This window comes from Streptomyces sp. NPDC102259 (assembly GCF_044766465.1).
GTDB lineage: Bacteria > Actinomycetota > Actinomycetes > Streptomycetales > Streptomycetaceae > Streptomyces.
In genome coordinates this window covers 129742-146973 of the sequence record NZ_JBIWMA010000007.1, presented here as the reverse complement: position 1 = coordinate 146973, position 17232 = coordinate 129742, and the positions used below count along the sequence as shown (strand labels likewise).

At 70.3% G+C, this 17232-nt stretch carries 17 protein-coding genes and 3 pseudogenes; 4 read left to right on the top strand and 16 right to left on the bottom strand.

The genetic code is table 11. From position 1 onward, the window contains the following. Positions 1 to 44: 44 nt before the first annotated feature. Both ACIRPU_RS18870 and ACIRPU_RS18865 read right to left on the bottom strand, forming a co-directional pair. Entirely contained in the window at positions 45 to 308 is a 264-nt protein-coding gene (locus tag ACIRPU_RS18870) for a hypothetical protein (RefSeq protein WP_403868301.1), read from the bottom strand. Between the two features lie 63 nt (positions 309 to 371). Continuing rightward, complete coding sequence (locus ACIRPU_RS18865; RefSeq protein ID WP_403868298.1) at positions 372 to 1112, bottom strand: SDR family oxidoreductase; 741 nt, start codon at positions 1110 to 1112, stop codon at positions 372 to 374. 153 nt (positions 1113 to 1265) lie between these two features. Between ACIRPU_RS18865 and ACIRPU_RS18860 the strand changes: the two are divergent. Continuing rightward, positions 1266 to 1613: pseudogene (locus ACIRPU_RS18860) on the top strand (sugar phosphate nucleotidyltransferase); the annotation flags it as partial. Between the two features lie 223 nt (positions 1614 to 1836). Here ACIRPU_RS18860 and ACIRPU_RS18855 read toward each other — a convergent pair. From ACIRPU_RS18855 to ACIRPU_RS18835, 5 genes are all read right to left on the bottom strand, one after another. Further along, positions 1837 to 2775: a hypothetical protein gene (locus tag ACIRPU_RS18855; protein ID WP_403868295.1), complete on the bottom strand. Its 939-nt coding sequence runs from the start codon at positions 2773 to 2775 to the stop codon at positions 1837 to 1839. Then, positions 2772 to 3260, bottom strand: coding sequence for a hypothetical protein (locus ACIRPU_RS18850; protein ID WP_403868292.1), 489 nt, complete (start codon positions 3258 to 3260; stop codon positions 2772 to 2774). Before ACIRPU_RS18850 ends, ACIRPU_RS18855 begins: the two co-directional genes overlap by 4 nt. Next, on the bottom strand, positions 3260 to 4486 hold the full coding sequence (locus ACIRPU_RS18845; protein ID WP_403868289.1) for a macrolide family glycosyltransferase: 1227 nt from the start codon (positions 4484 to 4486) through the stop codon (positions 3260 to 3262). Before ACIRPU_RS18845 ends, ACIRPU_RS18850 begins: the two co-directional genes overlap by 1 nt. Next, positions 4483 to 5481 (bottom strand): patatin-like phospholipase family protein, encoded by a 999-nt coding sequence (locus ACIRPU_RS18840; protein WP_403868286.1) that lies wholly within the window; start codon positions 5479 to 5481, stop codon positions 4483 to 4485. The genes ACIRPU_RS18845 and ACIRPU_RS18840 overlap by 4 nt, the downstream gene beginning before the upstream one ends. A gap of 208 nt (positions 5482 to 5689) precedes the next feature. Further along, positions 5690 to 6643, bottom strand: a complete 954-nt coding sequence (locus ACIRPU_RS18835; RefSeq protein WP_403868284.1) for an ABC transporter permease — start codon at positions 6641 to 6643, stop codon at positions 5690 to 5692. A gap of 205 nt (positions 6644 to 6848) precedes the next feature. On the opposite strand from ACIRPU_RS18835, the gene ACIRPU_RS18830 reads away from it, so the two are divergent. Then, positions 6849 to 7322 carry a MarR family winged helix-turn-helix transcriptional regulator gene (locus ACIRPU_RS18830; protein ID WP_403868282.1) on the top strand — a complete coding sequence of 158 codons (474 nt, stop codon included), beginning with the start codon at positions 6849 to 6851 and terminating at the stop codon, positions 7320 to 7322. Positions 7323 to 7385: 63 nt separating this feature from the next. On the opposite strand, the gene ACIRPU_RS18825 is transcribed toward ACIRPU_RS18830, so the two are convergent. After that, positions 7386 to 7859 (bottom strand): carboxymuconolactone decarboxylase family protein, encoded by a 474-nt coding sequence (locus tag ACIRPU_RS18825; RefSeq protein WP_403868279.1) that lies wholly within the window; start codon positions 7857 to 7859, stop codon positions 7386 to 7388. A 125-nt stretch (positions 7860 to 7984) separates the two neighbouring features. On the opposite strand from ACIRPU_RS18825, the gene ACIRPU_RS18820 reads away from it, so the two are divergent. Next, positions 7985 to 8425: a lactonase family protein gene (locus ACIRPU_RS18820; RefSeq protein ID WP_403868740.1), complete on the top strand. Its 441-nt coding sequence runs from the start codon at positions 7985 to 7987 to the stop codon at positions 8423 to 8425. Positions 8426 to 8704: 279 nt separating this feature from the next. Here the strand turns inward: ACIRPU_RS18820 and ACIRPU_RS18815 are convergent, their stop codons facing one another. The 3 genes from ACIRPU_RS18815 to ACIRPU_RS18805 all read right to left on the bottom strand — a co-directional run bounded on the left by ACIRPU_RS18815 (position 8705) and on the right by ACIRPU_RS18805 (position 11195). Beyond that, the gene (locus ACIRPU_RS18815; RefSeq protein WP_403868276.1) at positions 8705 to 9016 is read right to left on the bottom strand and encodes a hypothetical protein; all 312 of its coding nucleotides are present in this window, start codon (positions 9014 to 9016) and stop codon (positions 8705 to 8707) included. Between the two features lie 190 nt (positions 9017 to 9206). Further along, complete coding sequence (locus ACIRPU_RS18810; RefSeq protein WP_403868273.1) at positions 9207 to 10208, bottom strand: NADP-dependent oxidoreductase; 1002 nt, start codon at positions 10206 to 10208, stop codon at positions 9207 to 9209. Positions 10209 to 10283: 75 nt separating this feature from the next. After that, complete coding sequence (locus ACIRPU_RS18805; protein ID WP_403868270.1) at positions 10284 to 11195, bottom strand: alpha/beta hydrolase fold domain-containing protein; 912 nt, start codon at positions 11193 to 11195, stop codon at positions 10284 to 10286. A 216-nt stretch (positions 11196 to 11411) separates the two neighbouring features. Here ACIRPU_RS18805 and ACIRPU_RS18800 point away from each other — a divergent pair, with 216 nt between their 5' ends. Then, entirely contained in the window at positions 11412 to 11825 is a 414-nt protein-coding gene (locus ACIRPU_RS18800; RefSeq protein WP_403868268.1) for a winged helix-turn-helix transcriptional regulator, read from the top strand. 189 nt (positions 11826 to 12014) lie between these two features. On the opposite strand, the pseudogene ACIRPU_RS18795 reads toward ACIRPU_RS18800, so the two are convergent. The 5 genes and pseudogenes from ACIRPU_RS18795 to ACIRPU_RS18775 all read right to left on the bottom strand — a co-directional run bounded on the left by ACIRPU_RS18795 (position 12015) and on the right by ACIRPU_RS18775 (position 17062). Beyond that, positions 12015 to 12883 (bottom strand): annotated as a pseudogene (locus tag ACIRPU_RS18795) (endonuclease/exonuclease/phosphatase family protein). A gap of 297 nt (positions 12884 to 13180) precedes the next feature. Beyond that, positions 13181 to 13468, bottom strand: coding sequence for a hypothetical protein (locus tag ACIRPU_RS18790; RefSeq protein WP_403868265.1), 288 nt, complete (start codon positions 13466 to 13468; stop codon positions 13181 to 13183). Positions 13469 to 14054: 586 nt separating this feature from the next. Further along, a complete protein-coding gene (locus tag ACIRPU_RS18785; protein WP_403868262.1) occupies positions 14055 to 14981 on the bottom strand; it encodes a LacI family DNA-binding transcriptional regulator in 927 nt (308 codons plus the stop codon). A gap of 105 nt (positions 14982 to 15086) precedes the next feature. Then, on the bottom strand, positions 15087 to 16133 hold the full coding sequence (locus tag ACIRPU_RS18780) for a chorismate-binding protein (RefSeq protein ID WP_403868259.1): 1047 nt from the start codon (positions 16131 to 16133) through the stop codon (positions 15087 to 15089). 59 nt (positions 16134 to 16192) lie between these two features. Beyond that, positions 16193 to 17062, bottom strand: a pseudogene (locus tag ACIRPU_RS18775) (bifunctional 5,10-methylenetetrahydrofolate dehydrogenase/5,10-methenyltetrahydrofolate cyclohydrolase). Between the last annotated feature and the right edge of the window lie 170 nt (positions 17063 to 17232).

The following is a 17232-nucleotide window of genomic DNA, read 5'->3' as shown; positions in this document are numbered from 1 at the left end:
TCGTGTGAGCAGGACGGGCTCCGGCACAACCTGTGTGGTGCGAGCTACTCCACGTGACGGCCGAAACAATCCTGCCCGGCGCCGGCCTCGGCGGTCTCGTCCCCGCCCTCACCGGGCTCCAGCGGCACGCCGGAGACCGGTGAGGGGATCCCGGTGCCCCCCTCGTCGACACAGACCTCGAGCAGAGGCGTGTCGGCCTCGACCGTCTCGCCGCCCCGCTTCGGCCGGCTCAGGCAGCCCTGGGGCACCCGTGGCCCTTCGGCGAGGCGCGGGAGGAGCAGGCGGACGGCGGCCACGGCCACGGCCATGAGCGCGCCTCGGCGGCCGTCCGGACGGGATGTGCGCGGGCCACCGCGCCGTGCCCGCGCGCGTCAGCGCTGCGCGAGCCACGCGCCGAAGGTCGTGTGACCGATGTGTGCGCCCGGTCCGGGCAGAAGCGCGCGCCTCCCCACTTCGGCGGCCAGGAGCCTGGCGCGCACATCGGTGACGACACTTCTGGCGTCGCCCTTCGCGGCGAGGAGCTTCGCCGTGAGGTCGTCGAGGCGGTACTCCTCGGGACCGGCCACCTCGAGCGTGCCCAACAGAGGCAGTCCCACGGCGACATGCGCGACGGCGGCGGCGACGTCGTTCGTCGCCAGGGGTCGGATCAGCGCGGGCGCGACGTGGACCCCGTCCGGGCGGGTGTCCGCCACAGCCATGGCCTCGAGGGACTCGAAGGAGAGCGCGGCACGCACGATCGAATGAGGGATCGAGGACTGCCCTGACTGATACTCCTGCAACTCTTTCGCAAGGAAGTAGCCCGACCGCAGCCGCCCGGCTCCCGCCACCGACAGGACCACGTGATGCTCGACGCCGGCCGAGACCGCCGCGGCCAGGAGGTTGGCCGTCGCGATGCGGAAGAACCGCAGGCCGGCTTCCTCGGTGCGGGTGGGCGCGTCGGTGACGTCCACCACCACCGCGGCACCGCGCAAGGCCTCGTCGAGACCGCTGCCCGTGATCACGTCGACACCATGGCGGCGTGAGACGGGCACGACGTCCACACCATGGTCACGGAGTCCGGCAACCGTCCTGGCGCCGATCAGCCCTGTGGCCCCTGCGACAACGACTCTCATCCTGGTCCTTCCCGTCGAGGGGTCTGCGACCCCGTGTATGTGCACTCCATACGACAGGACTCACACCATCGTTGTGACACTGAGCGGGAGGTGTCACACGAGTGACGACATCTGTCACACCAGCATGACTCACGCGGTCTTCACTTCGAGAGACAACGAACCGAGCCCGCTGCCGCACCGTCGTCGTACGCGGCCATCGGCGGCTACGTCATCACCCCCGGCATCATCGACGAACTGCGTGAGCAGACCCGCCGTTGGTACGAGCACCGGTCCGGCGAGGTCTACCTGACCCACGCCATCAATGCCTACGCCGCCACCCGCGCGGTGTACGGGCAGGTCATCCAGGGCCGTTGGTACGACACCGGCAACCCGGACGACTACATGGTCGCCCAGATGGCGTTCGCCCTCGCCCACCCGGAGTACGGCCCCGTCCTGCGCCACCTGGTCGCCGAACTCGACGGCGACCGGGCCGGCGCCCACCAGGCGAAAGCCGGCACCTGACCTGCCGCCGCCGTCGTCTGCTCCCGGGGCGGCCGCCCGTCGGGGAAGGCTTCGGCAGCCGCCTCCTGAGGCAGGCCGACCCGGGAGACGGCGATCAGCGCGGGTCGGCTCGTCCTCCAAGAAGGAGACGAACACCGGGAGATCCGCGGCCCGCGATCCCTCAGCCACCCGGCTCCGTCGCCGAGCGTGGCGGGCTCTACGCCCCGCACCCTGGCCGGGCTCCTCAAAGCGACGGTTTGCCTGGCGCCGCGGTCGCACGGAGAAGGGCGCGGATGGCCGCGATCACGGTGTCGGCGGTGCGGTCGAGGTGGCTGCGGCCGTCGGGCAGCCGAGCCGTCGGGCTGATGTAACTGCGCGGCCCGACGTGCGTGGCCGGGTCGAGCCGGTGCACGGTGATCTTCCCGGCCCGAACGGCCCGGTTCCATCCACTACGCCGGAACAGCCGCCAGCGCTGCGGGAAGATCCAGGTGCCGACCCGCTCGATCCGGTCACTCGCGCTGGTGAGCTGATGCAAGTGCTCGGCGTGGGTGAGGTCGTTGGCGCCGTTGTGGAAGCCACCGAGCGTGATCAGCAGGAGCGGGCAGCGCAATTGGGTGTGCAGCTCTCCGACCGCACCGGTGGCGACCTGGGCGCCGCCGCTGTAGCTGAGCAGCACCACGGGTGTACCGCTGTCGGGCCGGTAGCCGGCGAGCCGGAGCTGGGTGGCGATCTGGGAGCCGACGGCCCGGTTGTACAGGGGGCGGTAGCGGTGGTCGGCGGCGACGAAGGTCTGCACGACGTTGTGCAGGAAGAGCAGCAGCCCGATGCGGCGGCGCAGCCACGCCCACACCGGCCGGTCGGCAAGGGGGTCGGCCAGCGGCGAGTAGGGCTGCACCTGTCCCAGCACCCGTAGTTCCGGCGCTCCGGCGATCAGGGCCTTGACCAGTTGGCCACCGTCGCGGCTGTCCAGGACGCGGCGTTTGCCGATGCCGTCGAGGTAGACCAGGTAGGCATCGGGGGGACTGTCGGGGGCCGCGCCCCGGGCGTAGGGAACGCCCTCCGGGAGCTCGGTGACCGGGGCCCGCCAGCCGGCGCCGTAGGCAAGAACCTCGTAGCGGGCCAGCAGAGCCTCAGCCAGCAGAGCAGGCCCGATCACGCCGCCCCAGAGCAGGATGGCGTTCACGCGATCGACTCCCGCGCCGCGTTCGCGCTGATCCTCACGACAAGACGCCGAACGGCCTCTACGGCGAGACCGAGCCCGGTCCCGGCGACGGCGACGCAACCAGCGGCGCTGGGCCGGTCCAGTCCGCTCGCCGCGGCCAGCGGGCCGACCAGTCCGGCCCCGACCCCCACGAAGAGCAAGAAGTGGAGCAGGGGCCCGAGCAACGGGAAGGCGAGCACGGCGGCGAGCACCAGCGGGGCTACCAGGCCCGGTGTCCACACCAAGCCGGTGCCCGGTGGCGGAGAGGGGAGGACCGACTCGGCCAGCGTCCACGCGGTCAGCGGCCACAGCGCGAACACCACCCCCTCGACGAGGCCGGCGGGCAGCAGCAACCCCGCCACGAAGGTCCGCGACATACCAGGCCTGCGCGCTACCAGCGGCAGGATGCGCCCGGCGGTCTCCGACACCCCGGCGAGCAGGAGCAGGACGACGACGGCGGGTGACATCACTCGGCCTCGCTGTGACGGAGCGACGCAGTCTGCGGACCGACCGGGCCCGCCGTCCGCAGGTACCGCTCGAGTTCGTCCGCGGCGCGCCCATATCCACCCGCCTCGCGCTGGGACGTCCGCAGGGTGCTCGCGGCCGCTCGGAACCCGGGCTCGTGAAGGAGGCGCCGGGCGAGGACACGCACCGAGCCCCTGGCGACGTCCTGGGTGGGCATCGACAGGCCGGCGCCGAGCTCGACGACGCGCCGGGCCACCATCGGCTGGTCGGCGCCCTGCGGGATCACCAGCAGCGGAACCCCGGCGTACATGGCCTCGTTGACACTGTTCATCCCGCCATGGGTGACGAACAGCGCCGCGCGGGCCAGCACCTCCGGCTGTGGCACGAAGCGGCGGGCGAGCACGTTCGAAGGCAGTGGCCCGAGTGTGTCGGGATCGGTCTGCCCGGTGGAGACGACCACGGTGCCGCCCAACGGGGCGAGCGCGGTGGCAAGGCTGCGCAGCAACTGTGGGTCGGCGTTGAAGACCGTGCCCAGCGAGGCGTACAGGACCGGGTCCTGCAACCGACCGGCCGGGAACGACGGGTCGGCCGGTCGGGCGCCGATGCTCGGGCCGACGAACCGGTACGACTCGTCGAAGTCCTCGACGGCGGGCTGGAACGCCCGTGAGGTGTAGACCAGGTTGACCGGCTGGCGGATGTTCGCCAAGTCGAGCACGGGCAACCCACGCGCGTCGAAGCGGCGGTGCAGTCTCCAGCGAGCCCGCGCGTAGCCCCGGACGTCGCGGAGCTGAGCCGTTGCCGTGGTCAGAAGGTCCCAGGAGCCACGGGTAGGGCTGGGGACATGTCGGTTGAGGGCGAACGTGGTGAACGACGAGGCCGCCGGCACCCCCAGCTCGCGGGCGGCGACCGCGCCCCACAGACAGGCACTGTCGTGGACGATCAGGTCGGGTCGGTCGCGGCGCAGATCGGTGAGCACCGCGGGCAGCAAACGCACAGCGGTGCTCGCGAGCGCCTCCATCCAGGTGACCGGCGTGGGCGGATCGGGGAGCGGCTGATCGCCCCCGGGGTAGAGGCGCACGGTCGCGCCGGTGGCCTCGATCTCCGCACGGAACGCGGGCGAGGTGTGGTAGGTGACAGCGTGGCCGCGCCGAACGAGCTCGGCCACCACCGGCAGCGTCGGGTTGACGTGCCCGTGCATGCCGATGTTGAGGAACGCGATGGTACTCACAGGTCGACTCCCACTGTGGAACAGGTTGACGCCTCGCCCGGGCCGGGGGACGGCGCCGAAGGATCATCGGCTCGATACAGCCCCGGCCCGTTGATGCTCAGCCCGTCCAGAAAGCGCCCCGCCGCGCGGCAGGCGGTGCTGATCAGCCGCTGGGAATGGCCGAAGTCCCACGGGGCGGGCCACGTCTCGATGCCGGTCGGCAGCACGACGGTCGGAATGTTCCGGGACACCTCGCGCAGATCACGCTCGATCTGGTGGTGCAACAGCAGGAGCCCGGCCCGCGCGGCGACCGCACCGGCCCGTCGGCGCGGATCGGCGGGGCGCAACGGCGAGCTCTCCGGCCCGGCCGCGACCACCACCACACTGGCCGCCCCGGCCTGCTGGGCGGCCAGCACCGGGACATAGGCGATCACCCCGCCGTCGACGAGCGTCCGACCCTCGCGATCCACGGGGGGCAGCATCCCGGGAATGGCCGCGCTGGCCAGCAGCGCGGACTCGAGGTCTCCGTGGTCGAGCAGCACCGGATCCCCGGTGGCCAGGTCCATGGCCACCGCGGTGAACGGGACCGCCAACTGCTCGATCCGTGAGGGCAGCCCAGCCCGCGCGATCAGCCGACGCAGGCCGCGATCGGTGAAGATGCCGGCCCTTGAGGACAGGTAGCCAAGCGGATACACCTCACGGCGACGCAACTGGGTCCACACGTGGTCCAGCCATGGCGCGGCCCGGTCGGGGTGGGCGGCCGCGATGGCCCCGTTGAGGGCGCCCACCGAGGTTCCGATGATCAGGTCGGGGACGAATCCGCGCTGCTCCAACGCGTATCCGACACCGACATGCGCCGCTCCGAGCACGCCACCGGCGCCCACCACCACGGCCACGGGCCGGGGAAGGGCGCTCAATCCGGCCGACGCCGGGTCGGCGGGCGGCCTGCTCGACGCCGCCTCGTCGAAGCCGAAGTGCGCCGACGAGGCTGGTCTTCGGCGACGGGAAACCCTCATGATCCACCTTTCTCACCACGGCACCGCATCGGATGGGTCTCCCTACTGGACCGGGCAGCCACCCGATGTGTGACACCGTCGGTCCGGGCGCGACAGCTGAAGCTGTCATTGAGGGCACGCGGGCAGGCAGTGTGAGTTCGCGAAAACACGGTGTGATCAGGACAGCCGGAACGCTCAGCGGTTCCGACGGACTCGTCCCCGGTCGCCCTCACGGCTGCGCGGCGTGCAGGATCGCGGCCGACGCGGCGATCCGGTCGAGCAGGAACAGCGCCGCGACGCACAGAGCGATCCAGACCGACAGCACCACGACACCGTTGACCAGCCCGTCGTGGTGGAAGTAGGCAAGCCCGTCCAGGGCGCGGACGCCGACGCCCGGAGGCATGACCGAGGTGAGGGGCTTCAGCCAACCAGGCAGAAATTCGGGCGGCAGCACGCCGCCGCTGCTGGCGTTCCCCATCACGATCATGAAAATCGACGCGAGCAGAACCCCGAGCGGACCGAAGATCCGGATCATGAGGATGGTGCCTGCCGCAACTGCCCCCGCCATCAGCGCCACAAGGCCCGCGATGCCCAGAAAGGGACCGGGTATGGCCCCGAAGGCCGTACTCGCGATGAGGGCGGTCGCCAGGCCGCCGACGGCCGCGAACAGCGCCAGACTGGTCACGCGCTGCCCGAAGGAGAGGCGCGGTGCCACTTGGTAGGTCACCTGGCCGAAGAGGAACCCTGCGAGCACCAGCCCGAACGAGGCATAGAAGACCGACAGGCCCCGGCTGTCCCCGCTCGAGAGCGGAAGGATGTCGTCCACGGGCCATTTCCCGTCCGCCGGCTGACAGCCCGGGGCGCACGGACTGGCCAGCGGAGCCACCAGCGCGGACACCGCGGGGCCGTTGGCACCCGCGTACACGATCCTGGGATCGCCGTCGTCGGCCAACAGCGCGGCATAGGCCTGGCGATGCTCGACCGCCCGACGGGCCGAGGCGTTGTCCGGGTACCGGTCGACCTGGAAGCCGTCCGGTGAGACACGTTGGAGCCGGACGTCGAAAAGCGCCGCCGTCCGGTCGGATGCGGCGACGGCCACCGGCAGGCGGTGCGCCTGGGGCGTATGGAAGGCCGCGAGGAAGACGCTGACGAAGACGAGACCGATCGTCAGCACCGTGATCACGGGCTTGAGCACCGCCTGCGGACCGGTCAGCCCCGGGCGTTCTGGTGGGGCGTCGGACTGTGCTCCTGGATGGTGGCGGTGTCGTCCTGGCCCCGGGTCGGGGTCAGGGTGATGACTTTGACTTGGGGTGTCTGTGCTGGACATGGCTCCTCGACCTTCATCATGTAAGCTAGCTTATAAGTTACCTTACAAGTGGAGGGCATCGGTGGCGGTGAAGGATCCCAGTGAGCGCATCGGCTACCTGATCTGGCAGCTCTCACAGGCGTACGCGCAGCGCCTCGAACGGGTGTTGCGCCCGCTCGGACTGACCCAGGCGCAGTTCAGTGCGCTCGTCCGATTGAGCCGGGACGGGGCGATGTCCAGTGCCGAACTCGCCCGCCGCTGTGGCGTCACCGCCCAGTCCATGGGCGCGGGACTGCGGAGTCTGGTCGAGCGTGGGCTCGTCGAGCGGCGTCCCCACCCCACTCACGGGAAGATCATCGAAATGTGCGTCACACCCGCGGGCGAGGCACTGGCGCTGCGGGGCGAGACCGCGCTCGAACCGTGCGAGCAGGAGACCCTGGAACCCTTCCTGCCCCAGGAGCGGGAACAGGTACGCACTCACCTCCGTCGCATGCTCGGAGCCCTCAACGCCGCGGCACTGGGACCGGACTACCGGGATCAGCACGGCGGAACATGAGCCGCGCACGGCCCGGAGCGGAGTCGGACCGTACGTGGCAGACCAAGGGCCGGGCAGCGCCGGTCAGCCGAACTGGCCGGGCCGGTAGTCGCCGGCGGGCTGCCGGTTGATGACGTTGACGCGGTTGTAGGCGTTGATGACGGCGATGAGGGAGATCAGGGCGACGAGTTGGTCCTCGTCGAAGTACTTTGCCGCGTTCGTCCAGGCCTCATCGGTGACACCCCCGGCCGCATCGGCGATGCGGGTGCCCTGTTCGGCCAGTTCCAACGCGGCGCGCTCGGAGTCGGTGTACACCTTGGCCTCGCGCCAGGCCGCGACCAGGTGGAGGCGTTGCACGGCCTCTCCCGCCGCGCCGGCGTCCTTGGTGTGCATGTCGGTGCAGAATCCGCAGCCGTTGATCTGACTGACCCGGATCTTCACCAGTTCCCGGGTCGAGGCCGGCAGTGTCGAGTCCGAAACAACCCTGTCGGCCGAGTTGATGTGCTTCAACACCTTTCCCGCGAGGGGGTGGCCGAAGTAGTCGAGGCGCGATTCCATACTGATCTCCTTGCCGCGTGGCGGATACACACTATTGACCGAGGTGTCAGGGTGATGTGTGACAGGAAGTCGGGTGCGACGCGCATCTCACGTGCCGCGCTCCGGATGGCGCCGAGGGCAACGAGCTGACCGCCGACATCGAGGTCCTGAGGTGGGACGCGAGAACGGGCACGCTGACGTCCCGCCAGCTCCTGACGACGAACGCGCCAGGTCACACCGGCACCACGAGCGCCGCCGAACTGGCCGTCAGCCGGGACGGCCGCCACGTCTACACCTCCAACCGCGGCGACAACTCACTGGTCGTCTTCTCGGTCGCCCCGGGTACCGGCCTGCTCACCGAGGCACAGCGCCTGCCCTGTGGCGGCGTCACACCGTGGAGTTTCTCCCTGCATCCCGAGGAGCGGTGGCTGTTCGTCGCGAACGAGGCCAGCAGTACGGTCGACCTCTTCCGTGTGGACCCGCGATCCGGGCGCCTCACGAACACCGGCATCTCCGTAGCGGTCCCCAATCCCGACTGCGTCGGGATCCGCTCCTCGCACGGCACCGCGGGATCCAACAGCTTCTGATCACGGGACTTCGCCGGGCCCGGCCGGTCACCGGCCGCCGGGACCGGCGAAGTCGCGCCGGCGATGCGTCGGGAGACGGTGGCAGCGCGAACATGATGAGTCCCACGGCCGCCGCAGCGAGCCTTCCGAGCAGGAGAGCGCTGCGCGGGCGCAACCTCGGGTTCAGGAATGCCGTCGAGCGGTGCATCGCTCGGATCAAGGTCGCCCGTCAGGCCGTACCGTACCTGCCCGCCGTCCTCATCTGGACCCGCAGGTGAGAGGACGCCGACGTGAGCCGGGCTATGGGAGGTCTGTGCTCGGTTGGCGACGCCAGTCCCATCCGGGGTAACGGTCCACCAGGGGGAGGAAGTCGATCGCCTGCAGGATCTCGTGGTGGTTGGTGTCGACAAGTCCGTCCACGCCGGGCAGGACGTCGCGGAGGAAGGCCCGGGCCGCGTCCATGGACTGGCACGACACATAGACCGCGTACGGTTCGCCGATCCGGGTCCTCACCTCATCGAGTTCCTCCGGCTCGTAGTCCGAGAGGATGCCGCCCGAGAGGTCGATGTAGTACGAGTACCCGTGCTGGTGCAGCTTTTCGTCGCCCGTCACGGGATCATGCACCAGCCCCAGGGAACGGATTCGCCCTTCAAACGACGGGCGTCGCTCCGCGGGGACAAGGATGATCACAGATGGCCAGGACACGCGTCCACCTCCCCGCACGACGGTAGCCGAGCGGTCCCCTCGGGTCGCCGGATTTTCCATCGGCTCGGCCCGGACTCTCGCCAGGTGGTCCTGCGACTCAGGTCATCTGGACGACGACCTTGCCGGCCTTGGTGCGGCCCTGCTCGACGTACGCCATCGCTTCGAGGGTCTGGTCGAACGGGAAGGTGCGATCGATGACGGGGCGGAGAACTCCGCTGTCGTAGAGGGCGCCGAGCTCGCGCAGCTGGGAGCCGTTGGCCTGCATGAAGAAGAACTGGTAACGCACGCCCAGCGCCTTGGCCTGCTTGCGGACCTTGCGGCTGAGCGTGTTCAGCACCAAGCCCATGAACGAGGGGGCGCCGAGCTGCTTGGCGAAACCGGCGTCCGGCGGGCCGGCGACACCGACGGCCAGGCCGCCGGGCTTCAGCACGGTCAGCGACTTCTCGAGGTTCGCCCCGCCCAGGGAGTCCAGCACCAGGTCGTAGCCGGACAGCACCTTCGAGAAGTCCTCCTTGGTGTAGTCGACGACCACGTCGGCGCCGAGGCCCCGGACCAACTTCTCGGAAGCGGTGCCGGCAGTCGTCGCCACGGTGGCGCCGAGGTGCTTGGCCAGCTGGATGGCCGTCGACCCGAGGCCACCGGCACCGGCGTGGATGAGTACTTTCTGGCCCGGCTTCACAGCGGCACGGTCGACGAGGATCTGCCAGGCGGCCAGGGCCACCAGCGGCACCGCGGCAGCCTCTTGGAGGGTGAGCGAGGCCGGCTTGGGCGCGACGTCGTCCTCGTCGATCGAGATGAACTCCGCGAAGCCTCCGATCCGCAGGTCGCGCGGACGGGCGTAGACCTCGTCGCCGACCTTGAAGCCGCGTACGGCTGAGCCGACCCGCGTCACGACGCCGGCCACGTCGTGGCCGAGCACGAACGGAGGCTTGTACTTCAGGAGCTGCTTGAACTCCCCGTCGCGGATCATCTTGTCCAGCGGGTTGATGCTGGTGGCGCTCACCCTGACCAGTACGTCGCGGTCCCCGACGGCGGGCTCGGGCACCTCTGCGGCGCGTGCGCCGTCCTTGCCGTACTTCTCGACGACGAATGCCTTCATGTCAGTCAGCCTTCTGCGTGATCTTCTTCGGGGGCTTCTTCACGGCGGGTGCGTTTGTTCGGGCAGCTGGTGCGTTCAGTTGCCAAGGTGCCGGCGGAGCCACTGGCCCATCTGCTGGATCGCCTGGTCCACCTCGGGCACGCGTCCTGCGCCCAGGATGAAGGAGTGCTGTCCTTCGGGCATGGCGTGGACTTCGGAGGTGACCTTGAAGTCGGCGAGTCGGCGGCCGAGGTCGGCGCCGTCGTCGGCGAGGGTTTCGTACTCGCCGTAGTGGACGGTGGTAGGGGGCAGGCCGGTCAGGTCGGCGTTCGCGATGCTGATCGCGGGGTCGGTGAAGTCAACGCCGGGTTCCTGCAGCCAGGCGGCGCGGAAGAGTTCGAGCGTGGCCCTGCTGAGCATCTTGTCGTTGTCCTCGTTCTCGTCGACCGAGGGGTTTTGGATGGTGAGGTCGGTCCACGGGGAGATGCTGACGATCGCGCCCGGGGTCGCCTCGCCCTTGGCGAGCAGGCGCAGCGGCAGCATCACCGCGAGGGTGCCGCCGATCGAGTGGCCCGTGCTGCCGATGTTGCGGGGCTCGTAGCCCTGTGAGAGAAGCCAGCCGTAGGCCGTCTCCGCGTCGTCGAGCTGGGCGGGGTACGGGTGCTCGGGTGCCAGGCGGAAGTCGACGACAAGGGAGCGGGCGCCGGCTGCCTTGGCGATGTGGCCTGCGGCCTTGCGGTCGGAGTGCATGGAGGCGGTGACGGATCCGCCGAAGTGGAAGTGGAGCAGCGCCTTGTCGGGGTCGGCGCCTTCGGGGATGGCCCACAGGGCGGGTACGCCGCCTGCGTCGACCTCGGCGTAGGTGACGCCTTCCGGCTCGGTGGACGCCTTGTGATGGGAGTCGACGATGTCGCGGATCACGGCCAGGTCGAGACCCGGCGTGCCGGACTTCGCGCTCACGCCGGCGAGGAAATCCGCGAACTCGTGCGCCTGTTGGCTGACTGCCATGGTGGTGCTCCTTGCGAGGGGGCCGTGCCCGTGTTCGGCGCGCGGCGGGGTTGGTGTGCTGGTGTCGACGCTACGGGCTGAGTATAGAAAAGTAAACTCAGATGCGGTTAGTATCACTGCATGGATGCGTTGAGTGATGCACTGGCAGACACCGGCTTGGACCCCCGCCTGGACAGGGACACGTCGAACTGTTCGATCGCCCGGACCCTTGAGGTCGTGGGCGAGAAGTGGACGATCCTGATCCTGCGCGAGGTCTGGTACGGCTCCTCCCGCTTCAGTGACTTCGAACGCGTCCTGGGCTGTCCCCGCAACCTCCTCGCCACCCGGCTTCGCATGCTCGTGGAGGAAGGGATCCTCGTCACCGAGACCTACAAGGAACCCGGCGCGCGCAGCCGGCCCAAGTACGTGATCACCCCCAAGGGCATGGACCTGGTGCCCGCCGTGATGGGGCTCCTGCAATGGGGCGACCGCTACCGCGCCGACCCCGACGGACCGGCCATGCTGACGCGACACCGTGGATGCGGCGCCCACGTCGCCCCCGAGATCCGCTGCGCACAAGGCCACCTCGTACAGACCGAAGACATCGAAAGCATCCCCGGCCCCGGATTCCGCATGAAACCGCCGCAGTGAGCCGGGCGCGGTCGCGCCGGTCGATCGACGCGACTGTTGAGTGCGGCGATCGCCGTCGGCAGGGCCGCCGGACGCCCCGGCAAGGGCCGCCCCGCCGCCTGCGCGGCACGAGCCGCCCGATTGGTCCAACCTGAGCCGAAGCGCGACAGTCGTCACATGGGCAGGCTTGTTGTCCTCGCGATCACTGGTTCAGCCCAGGGTGATCCGAGCGACGACCGGCAGGTGGTCGCTGCGGGTGGCGGGCAGGGTGCGGATGTGGCCGACGGTCGCCGAGCGGGCCATGACCTGGTCGATGCGGGCCAGGGGGAAGGCGGCGGGGAAGCTGAACGCGAAGCCCTGCTCCGCTGTGTTCATCCGTGAGGTCAGCGGGGCCAGCCCACGGTCGTCGACGGTGCCGTTGAGATCGCCGAGAAGGAGGGCCGTTCTCAGTTTCTCGGCGGTGATGGCCTCGCCCAGCAGGCCGGCGCTCTCGTCGCGCCGGGAGGAGGCGAGGCCGCTCGCCCCGATGCGGACCGAGGGCAGGTGCGCGACGTACGCCGCGATATCGCCGTACGGCGTGTGGACCACGGTCCGCAGCCCGCGACTCCAGGTCTCTGCGATTCCTCGGGGTTTGATGTCCACCGGCCGGGCGCCGGTCAGCGGATGCCTCGACCAGAGTCCGACGGTGCCCCGGACGGCGTGGTACGGGTAGCTCGGAGCGAAGGTCTTCTCGTACACCGCCAGCGCCGGGGGCACCAGTTCCTCCAACGCGATGAGGTCGGGCTCGGCGTCAGCCAGGGCGCGGGCCGTGCCCGCCGGGTCGGTGTTCTCGTCGCTCACGTTGTGCTGCACCACGACCAGGTCGTGCGGGCCAGGCTCCGCCCCGGGCAGGAGCAGCCCGCCGAAGAGGTGCGTCCAGGCCGCCACCGGCAGCAGCAGCGCCGTCAGCGCGGTCGCTGAACGGCGCACAAGGCCAGGACGAGCAGCACCACGACCGCCAGGCCCAGCCACGCGAGGAACGATTCCAGCAGACTGCCCAGGCGGCCCACGGAGTTGGGCACCGCCCGGTGGAAGGCCATCAGCCCGGCCGTCAGCACCGCGAGCACGGCGGGCACCCGCCCTCCTCGCCAGACCGGCCGGTACCGCGGTTCCCGTATCGCTCTCCCCACAGCCCACGGCCCAGATCGGCGCCGCGTCCACCGGGCCACTGCTGCCTTCCCCTCCACCATGGCTTCCCATCTGCTCGCCCCTCCTGCCCAAGACGGGTCACCAGGTACATCAGTTCCGACCGCCCCGCTCCCGCCACGCCGGCACCGGCAGCCGGGCGGCGGCGAGCGCCGGCCGTTGCGATCAGGCGCGGATTTCTGTGCAGCCCATCAGACGGTGACAACCAGGAAGGCGTAGGTGACCAGGGCGATCACGCTCCAGCGGTGCCAGGAGTTCCAGCAGGTGACCTGGGCTTTGTCGAGGTGGCAGATCTCCTTCGCGCCCTGGAAATCGTCCTCAGCCCGCCACCTGCGGCACGCCGGTGACACCAGTCGCGCCAGTGCCACCGGCCCCGGGGTGAAGCAGCGGTAGGAGGACACGGCGAGGTCACCGCCGACGACACCCCTGACGGACACGACCGCGACGCGGGGACGTCCGTACTGCTGTTCCGTCGGCACCGCTGCACCCGCTACTGCGCTGTTGTGAGACAAGGTCCATTTCGTTCTCAGTCGAGTGGCCGTCGTCCGAGGCGCCGCATCGGGGCTAGATCGATTAAGGAGGCCGGTAACAGGCGGTTCGGGACGAGGCGAGAGTGATGACGCACCGTTGATCGGTCGCGCGGTGCAAGCGCTGCGGAATTTCGGTGCGGTACCGGGTCGGTCAGGACCGGCGGGGCCCGCGCCGCCGTACCGGCAGACGCAACAGGTCCGTGCCCAGCGCCACGACCGGGAGGCCTCGGGCGTCCGCGTGCGCGCCGGGTCGGCTCGCCGAGCCGCATCGCCCCGCCGGCTGCCTCATCCGGTGCACAAGCGCGTCATCCTTCACGACCTCACCGAAGCGGGACTCGCCGGCGTCGCGGACGGCCGGGGCACGCATCGCCGCCATCGACGACGCCCTCGCCGAGATCCTGGGTGACGGAGGGAAGGACGAGATCATCGGACAGCTGCGCACGCTGCTCTTCGCGTGGGAGGTGAGGATCCCGCCTGCGCGGGGATGTGGCCGGTGGTCCGGACCGGACCGTGAGCGGCGCACGGCCCGCGGTGGTCACACTGACGCGCGTGCCACGATCCGGCCGGGCACGGGCGCCAGCTCTCCGGTGCCGATGCCCAGGGCGTTGCGGGCGGCGATCCGTCCGAGGACCTCGGCATCGATGTGGACGGTGGTGAGCGCGGGCGTGGACAGCGAGCCGTGCTCGGTCTCGTCGAAGCCGATCACGGCCATGTCCTCGGGCACCCGCAGCCCGAGATCCCGGAGGCCTGCCAGGCTGCGCTGCGCGATGTCGTCGTCGAAGGCCGCCAGTGCGGTCACGTCGGCGTGGGCCGCCAGGAACGATTCGATGGCGGCCGCGCCGGCCTCCCGCGGCCTCGGCACGACGAAGCGCTCCAGGGGTGGAAGTCCTCGACGCCGGGCGGCCTCCTGGGCGAATCCGAGCCGGGCCTCGGTCAGCGGGAAGTCGTGGTCGGGCATGGCCAGGGCGATCCGGGTGTGCCCACGGTCGGCGAGGTAGCCGATCTGCAGCGCGGCGTTGGCGGCGAACCCGTTCTCCCAGTCGTCCTGGGTCGGTTCGTGTCCCCGCATGTAGGCCTCGCCGAGCCGGAGCACCGCCCGCGGCGCGATGGTGTCCAGGACCTTCTGCGTGGCCTCGGGGATCGAGTGCCCGTGCCGGACCAGCAGGATGTGGTCGTGCTCGGCCAGCTCCTCGTCCAGGCCTCGGACATAGCTGCGGGAGAAGTTGCCCTCCATGCCCCAGTCGACGTTGAGCACCACGATGCGCGAAGATCCCTCACGCAGGGCGCGGGCGATCCCGTGCGGGACGTATCCCAGGTCCTGGGCGGCCTCCATCACCCGCTCCCGGGTGGCCGCGGAGATCGTCTGGCGGGGGTCGTCGTTCAGTACGAAGCTCACCGTCGCCCGCGACACACCGGACGCCTTGGCCACGTCGGTCAACGTCACTCGGCCCGAACGGCCCATGCCCGCGTACTCCCCTCGTCAGCCGTGCACACCGCACGCCCTCGCAGGCAGAGATCTCCGGCCGGCCTTTGGCGCGTTGGGTTTCACTCTACGCGCTAGATCGATTCAGCCCTCCAGGACGAGACGTCGATCTGCCGCACCCTCGCTCGCGATGGACAGCAACCGACGTGCCTTCAGTTCGGTCTCCTCCCATTCCCGCTCGGGTTCCGAACCCCAGGTGACGCCCGCTCCGGTGCCGAACTTGAGAAGCCCTTCGCCGCGGTCGATCCAGAAGGTGCGGATGCCGACCGCCAGTTCACCGCGACCGTGGTCGGCGTCTACCCAGCCGATGCCACCGCAGTAGGGACCGCGGGCTGAGGTCTCCAAGGCCTTGATGATTCCCAGGGCGCTCTCTTTGGGCGCCCCGGTGACCGAACCGGGTGGGAACGTCGCCGTCAGCAGCTCGGGCCAGCCCACACCGTCACGCAGTCGCCCTCGCACCATGGACACCAGGTGCACGAGCCCGGGGTGCTTCTCGACCGCGCACAGGTCGGGTACGGCCACGGTGCCGGGGACGCAGACGCGGCCGAAGTCGTTGCGGACGAGGTCGACGATCATCACGTTCTCGGCGTAGTCCTTCTCCAACAGATCCGCCTCGGTACGGCCGGTTCCGTTGATGGGCCCCGACGCCAGATCTGTCCCGGTGCGCCTCAGGAAGAGTTCCGGCGAGGCGGCGGCCACCTCGATGCCGTGCCGCGGCAGGCGGACGACACCTGCGTACGGTGCGGGATTGCGGTGTGCGAGGAGACCGGAGAGTGCCATGACGTCGGCTTCCGGCGCGATCGGGGCGGACAGGACTCGGCACAGGTTGGCCTGGTAGATCTCACCGGCGGCGATGTGCTCGCGGATACGAGTCACGCCGTTCGTGAAGGCGACGCGGTCGAGTGAGGAGGTCCACGCGTCGGCACGAGGGCCGCGCCACGGCACCGTGGAGAATCGGTGGTCCTCCATCCGTCGTACGTCGCGGAAGCGGGCGCACGTCAGACGGCCCTCGAAGTCGGCCATTACAGCCCAGAAGCCCTCGGAGTCCAGCGCCGCGGCGTCGTGGGTCACGTCCGCGAGACCGGTGGCGAGATGTCCGCCGAGCAGTGCCATGGCAGGGAACTCGTCCATGGCGAACCTCCTTCGCCGCGAGCGGCTCGTCACTGCCGGGTCCACGTTCCGGCGGGTTCTCAGGCCGCGACGGCTTCAGGCCCGGAACTCCACCGGGCGGCTCGCAGCGTGTTGGCCAGGAGCATGGCGATGGTCATGGGGCCGACGCCGCCGGGGACGGGGGTGATGCGACCGGCGATTCCGTCGAGTTCCCCGGAGCGGACGTCGCCGGCGAGGCCCGAGGGTGTCCGATGGATGCCGACGTCGATGACGACGGCGCCGGGTCCGACATGTTCGGGGCCGATGAGCCCGCGGACGCCTGTGGCGACCACGACGATGTCGGCGGGGCGGGTGACCGCGGCGAGGTCGACGGTGAACTCGTGGGCCACCGACACGGTCGCCCCGCGCTGGAGGAGCAGGTGGGTCAGGGGCTTGCCGACGAGCTCGCCTCAACCGGCCACCGCGACGTTCGCCCCCTTGAGCGGTATCCCTTCGGCATCGAGGAGTTCGATGACTCCGCTGGGCGTGCAAGGGCGCAACCCGCGCTCCCCGCGGGCGAGGAGGCCGAGGCTGGCGGTGGTGAGGCCGTCGACGTCCTTGGTGACGGGGATGCGGTCGATCAGCCGGGCCTCGTCGAGCTGCCGGGGCAAGGGGAGCTGGAGCAGGATGCCGGAGACTTCCGGGTCGGCGGCCAGTTCGTCGATGACGGCGGCCACCTCGTCGTGGGTCGCGTGCCGGGGCAGGTGGCGGTGGAAGTCGCGCATGCCGGCTTCCTTGATGGCACGCCGTTTGGCGGCCACGTACACGGCGCTGGCCGGATCGTCGCCGACGAGGACGGTCGCCAGTCCGGGGACACTTCCCGGACTCGTGGCCGCGGCCGCCGCAACCTCCTGTGCGACCTGCGAGCGGATCCGTCGGGCGATGGTGGTGCCGTCGATCCTGGTGGTCATGGTCGAACCGCCTTCTTGATTTTCTTGTCGTGAGACACGCTTCGTCCGAGTGGGGGCAGCCTGTCGTGGGGGGGGGGGGGGGGGGGGGGGCCGCCCGGCCGCCCGGCGCCGGGGGGGGGGGGGCCGGGGGGGGGGGGGGGGGGGGGGGGGGGGGGGGGGGCCCCCCCCGC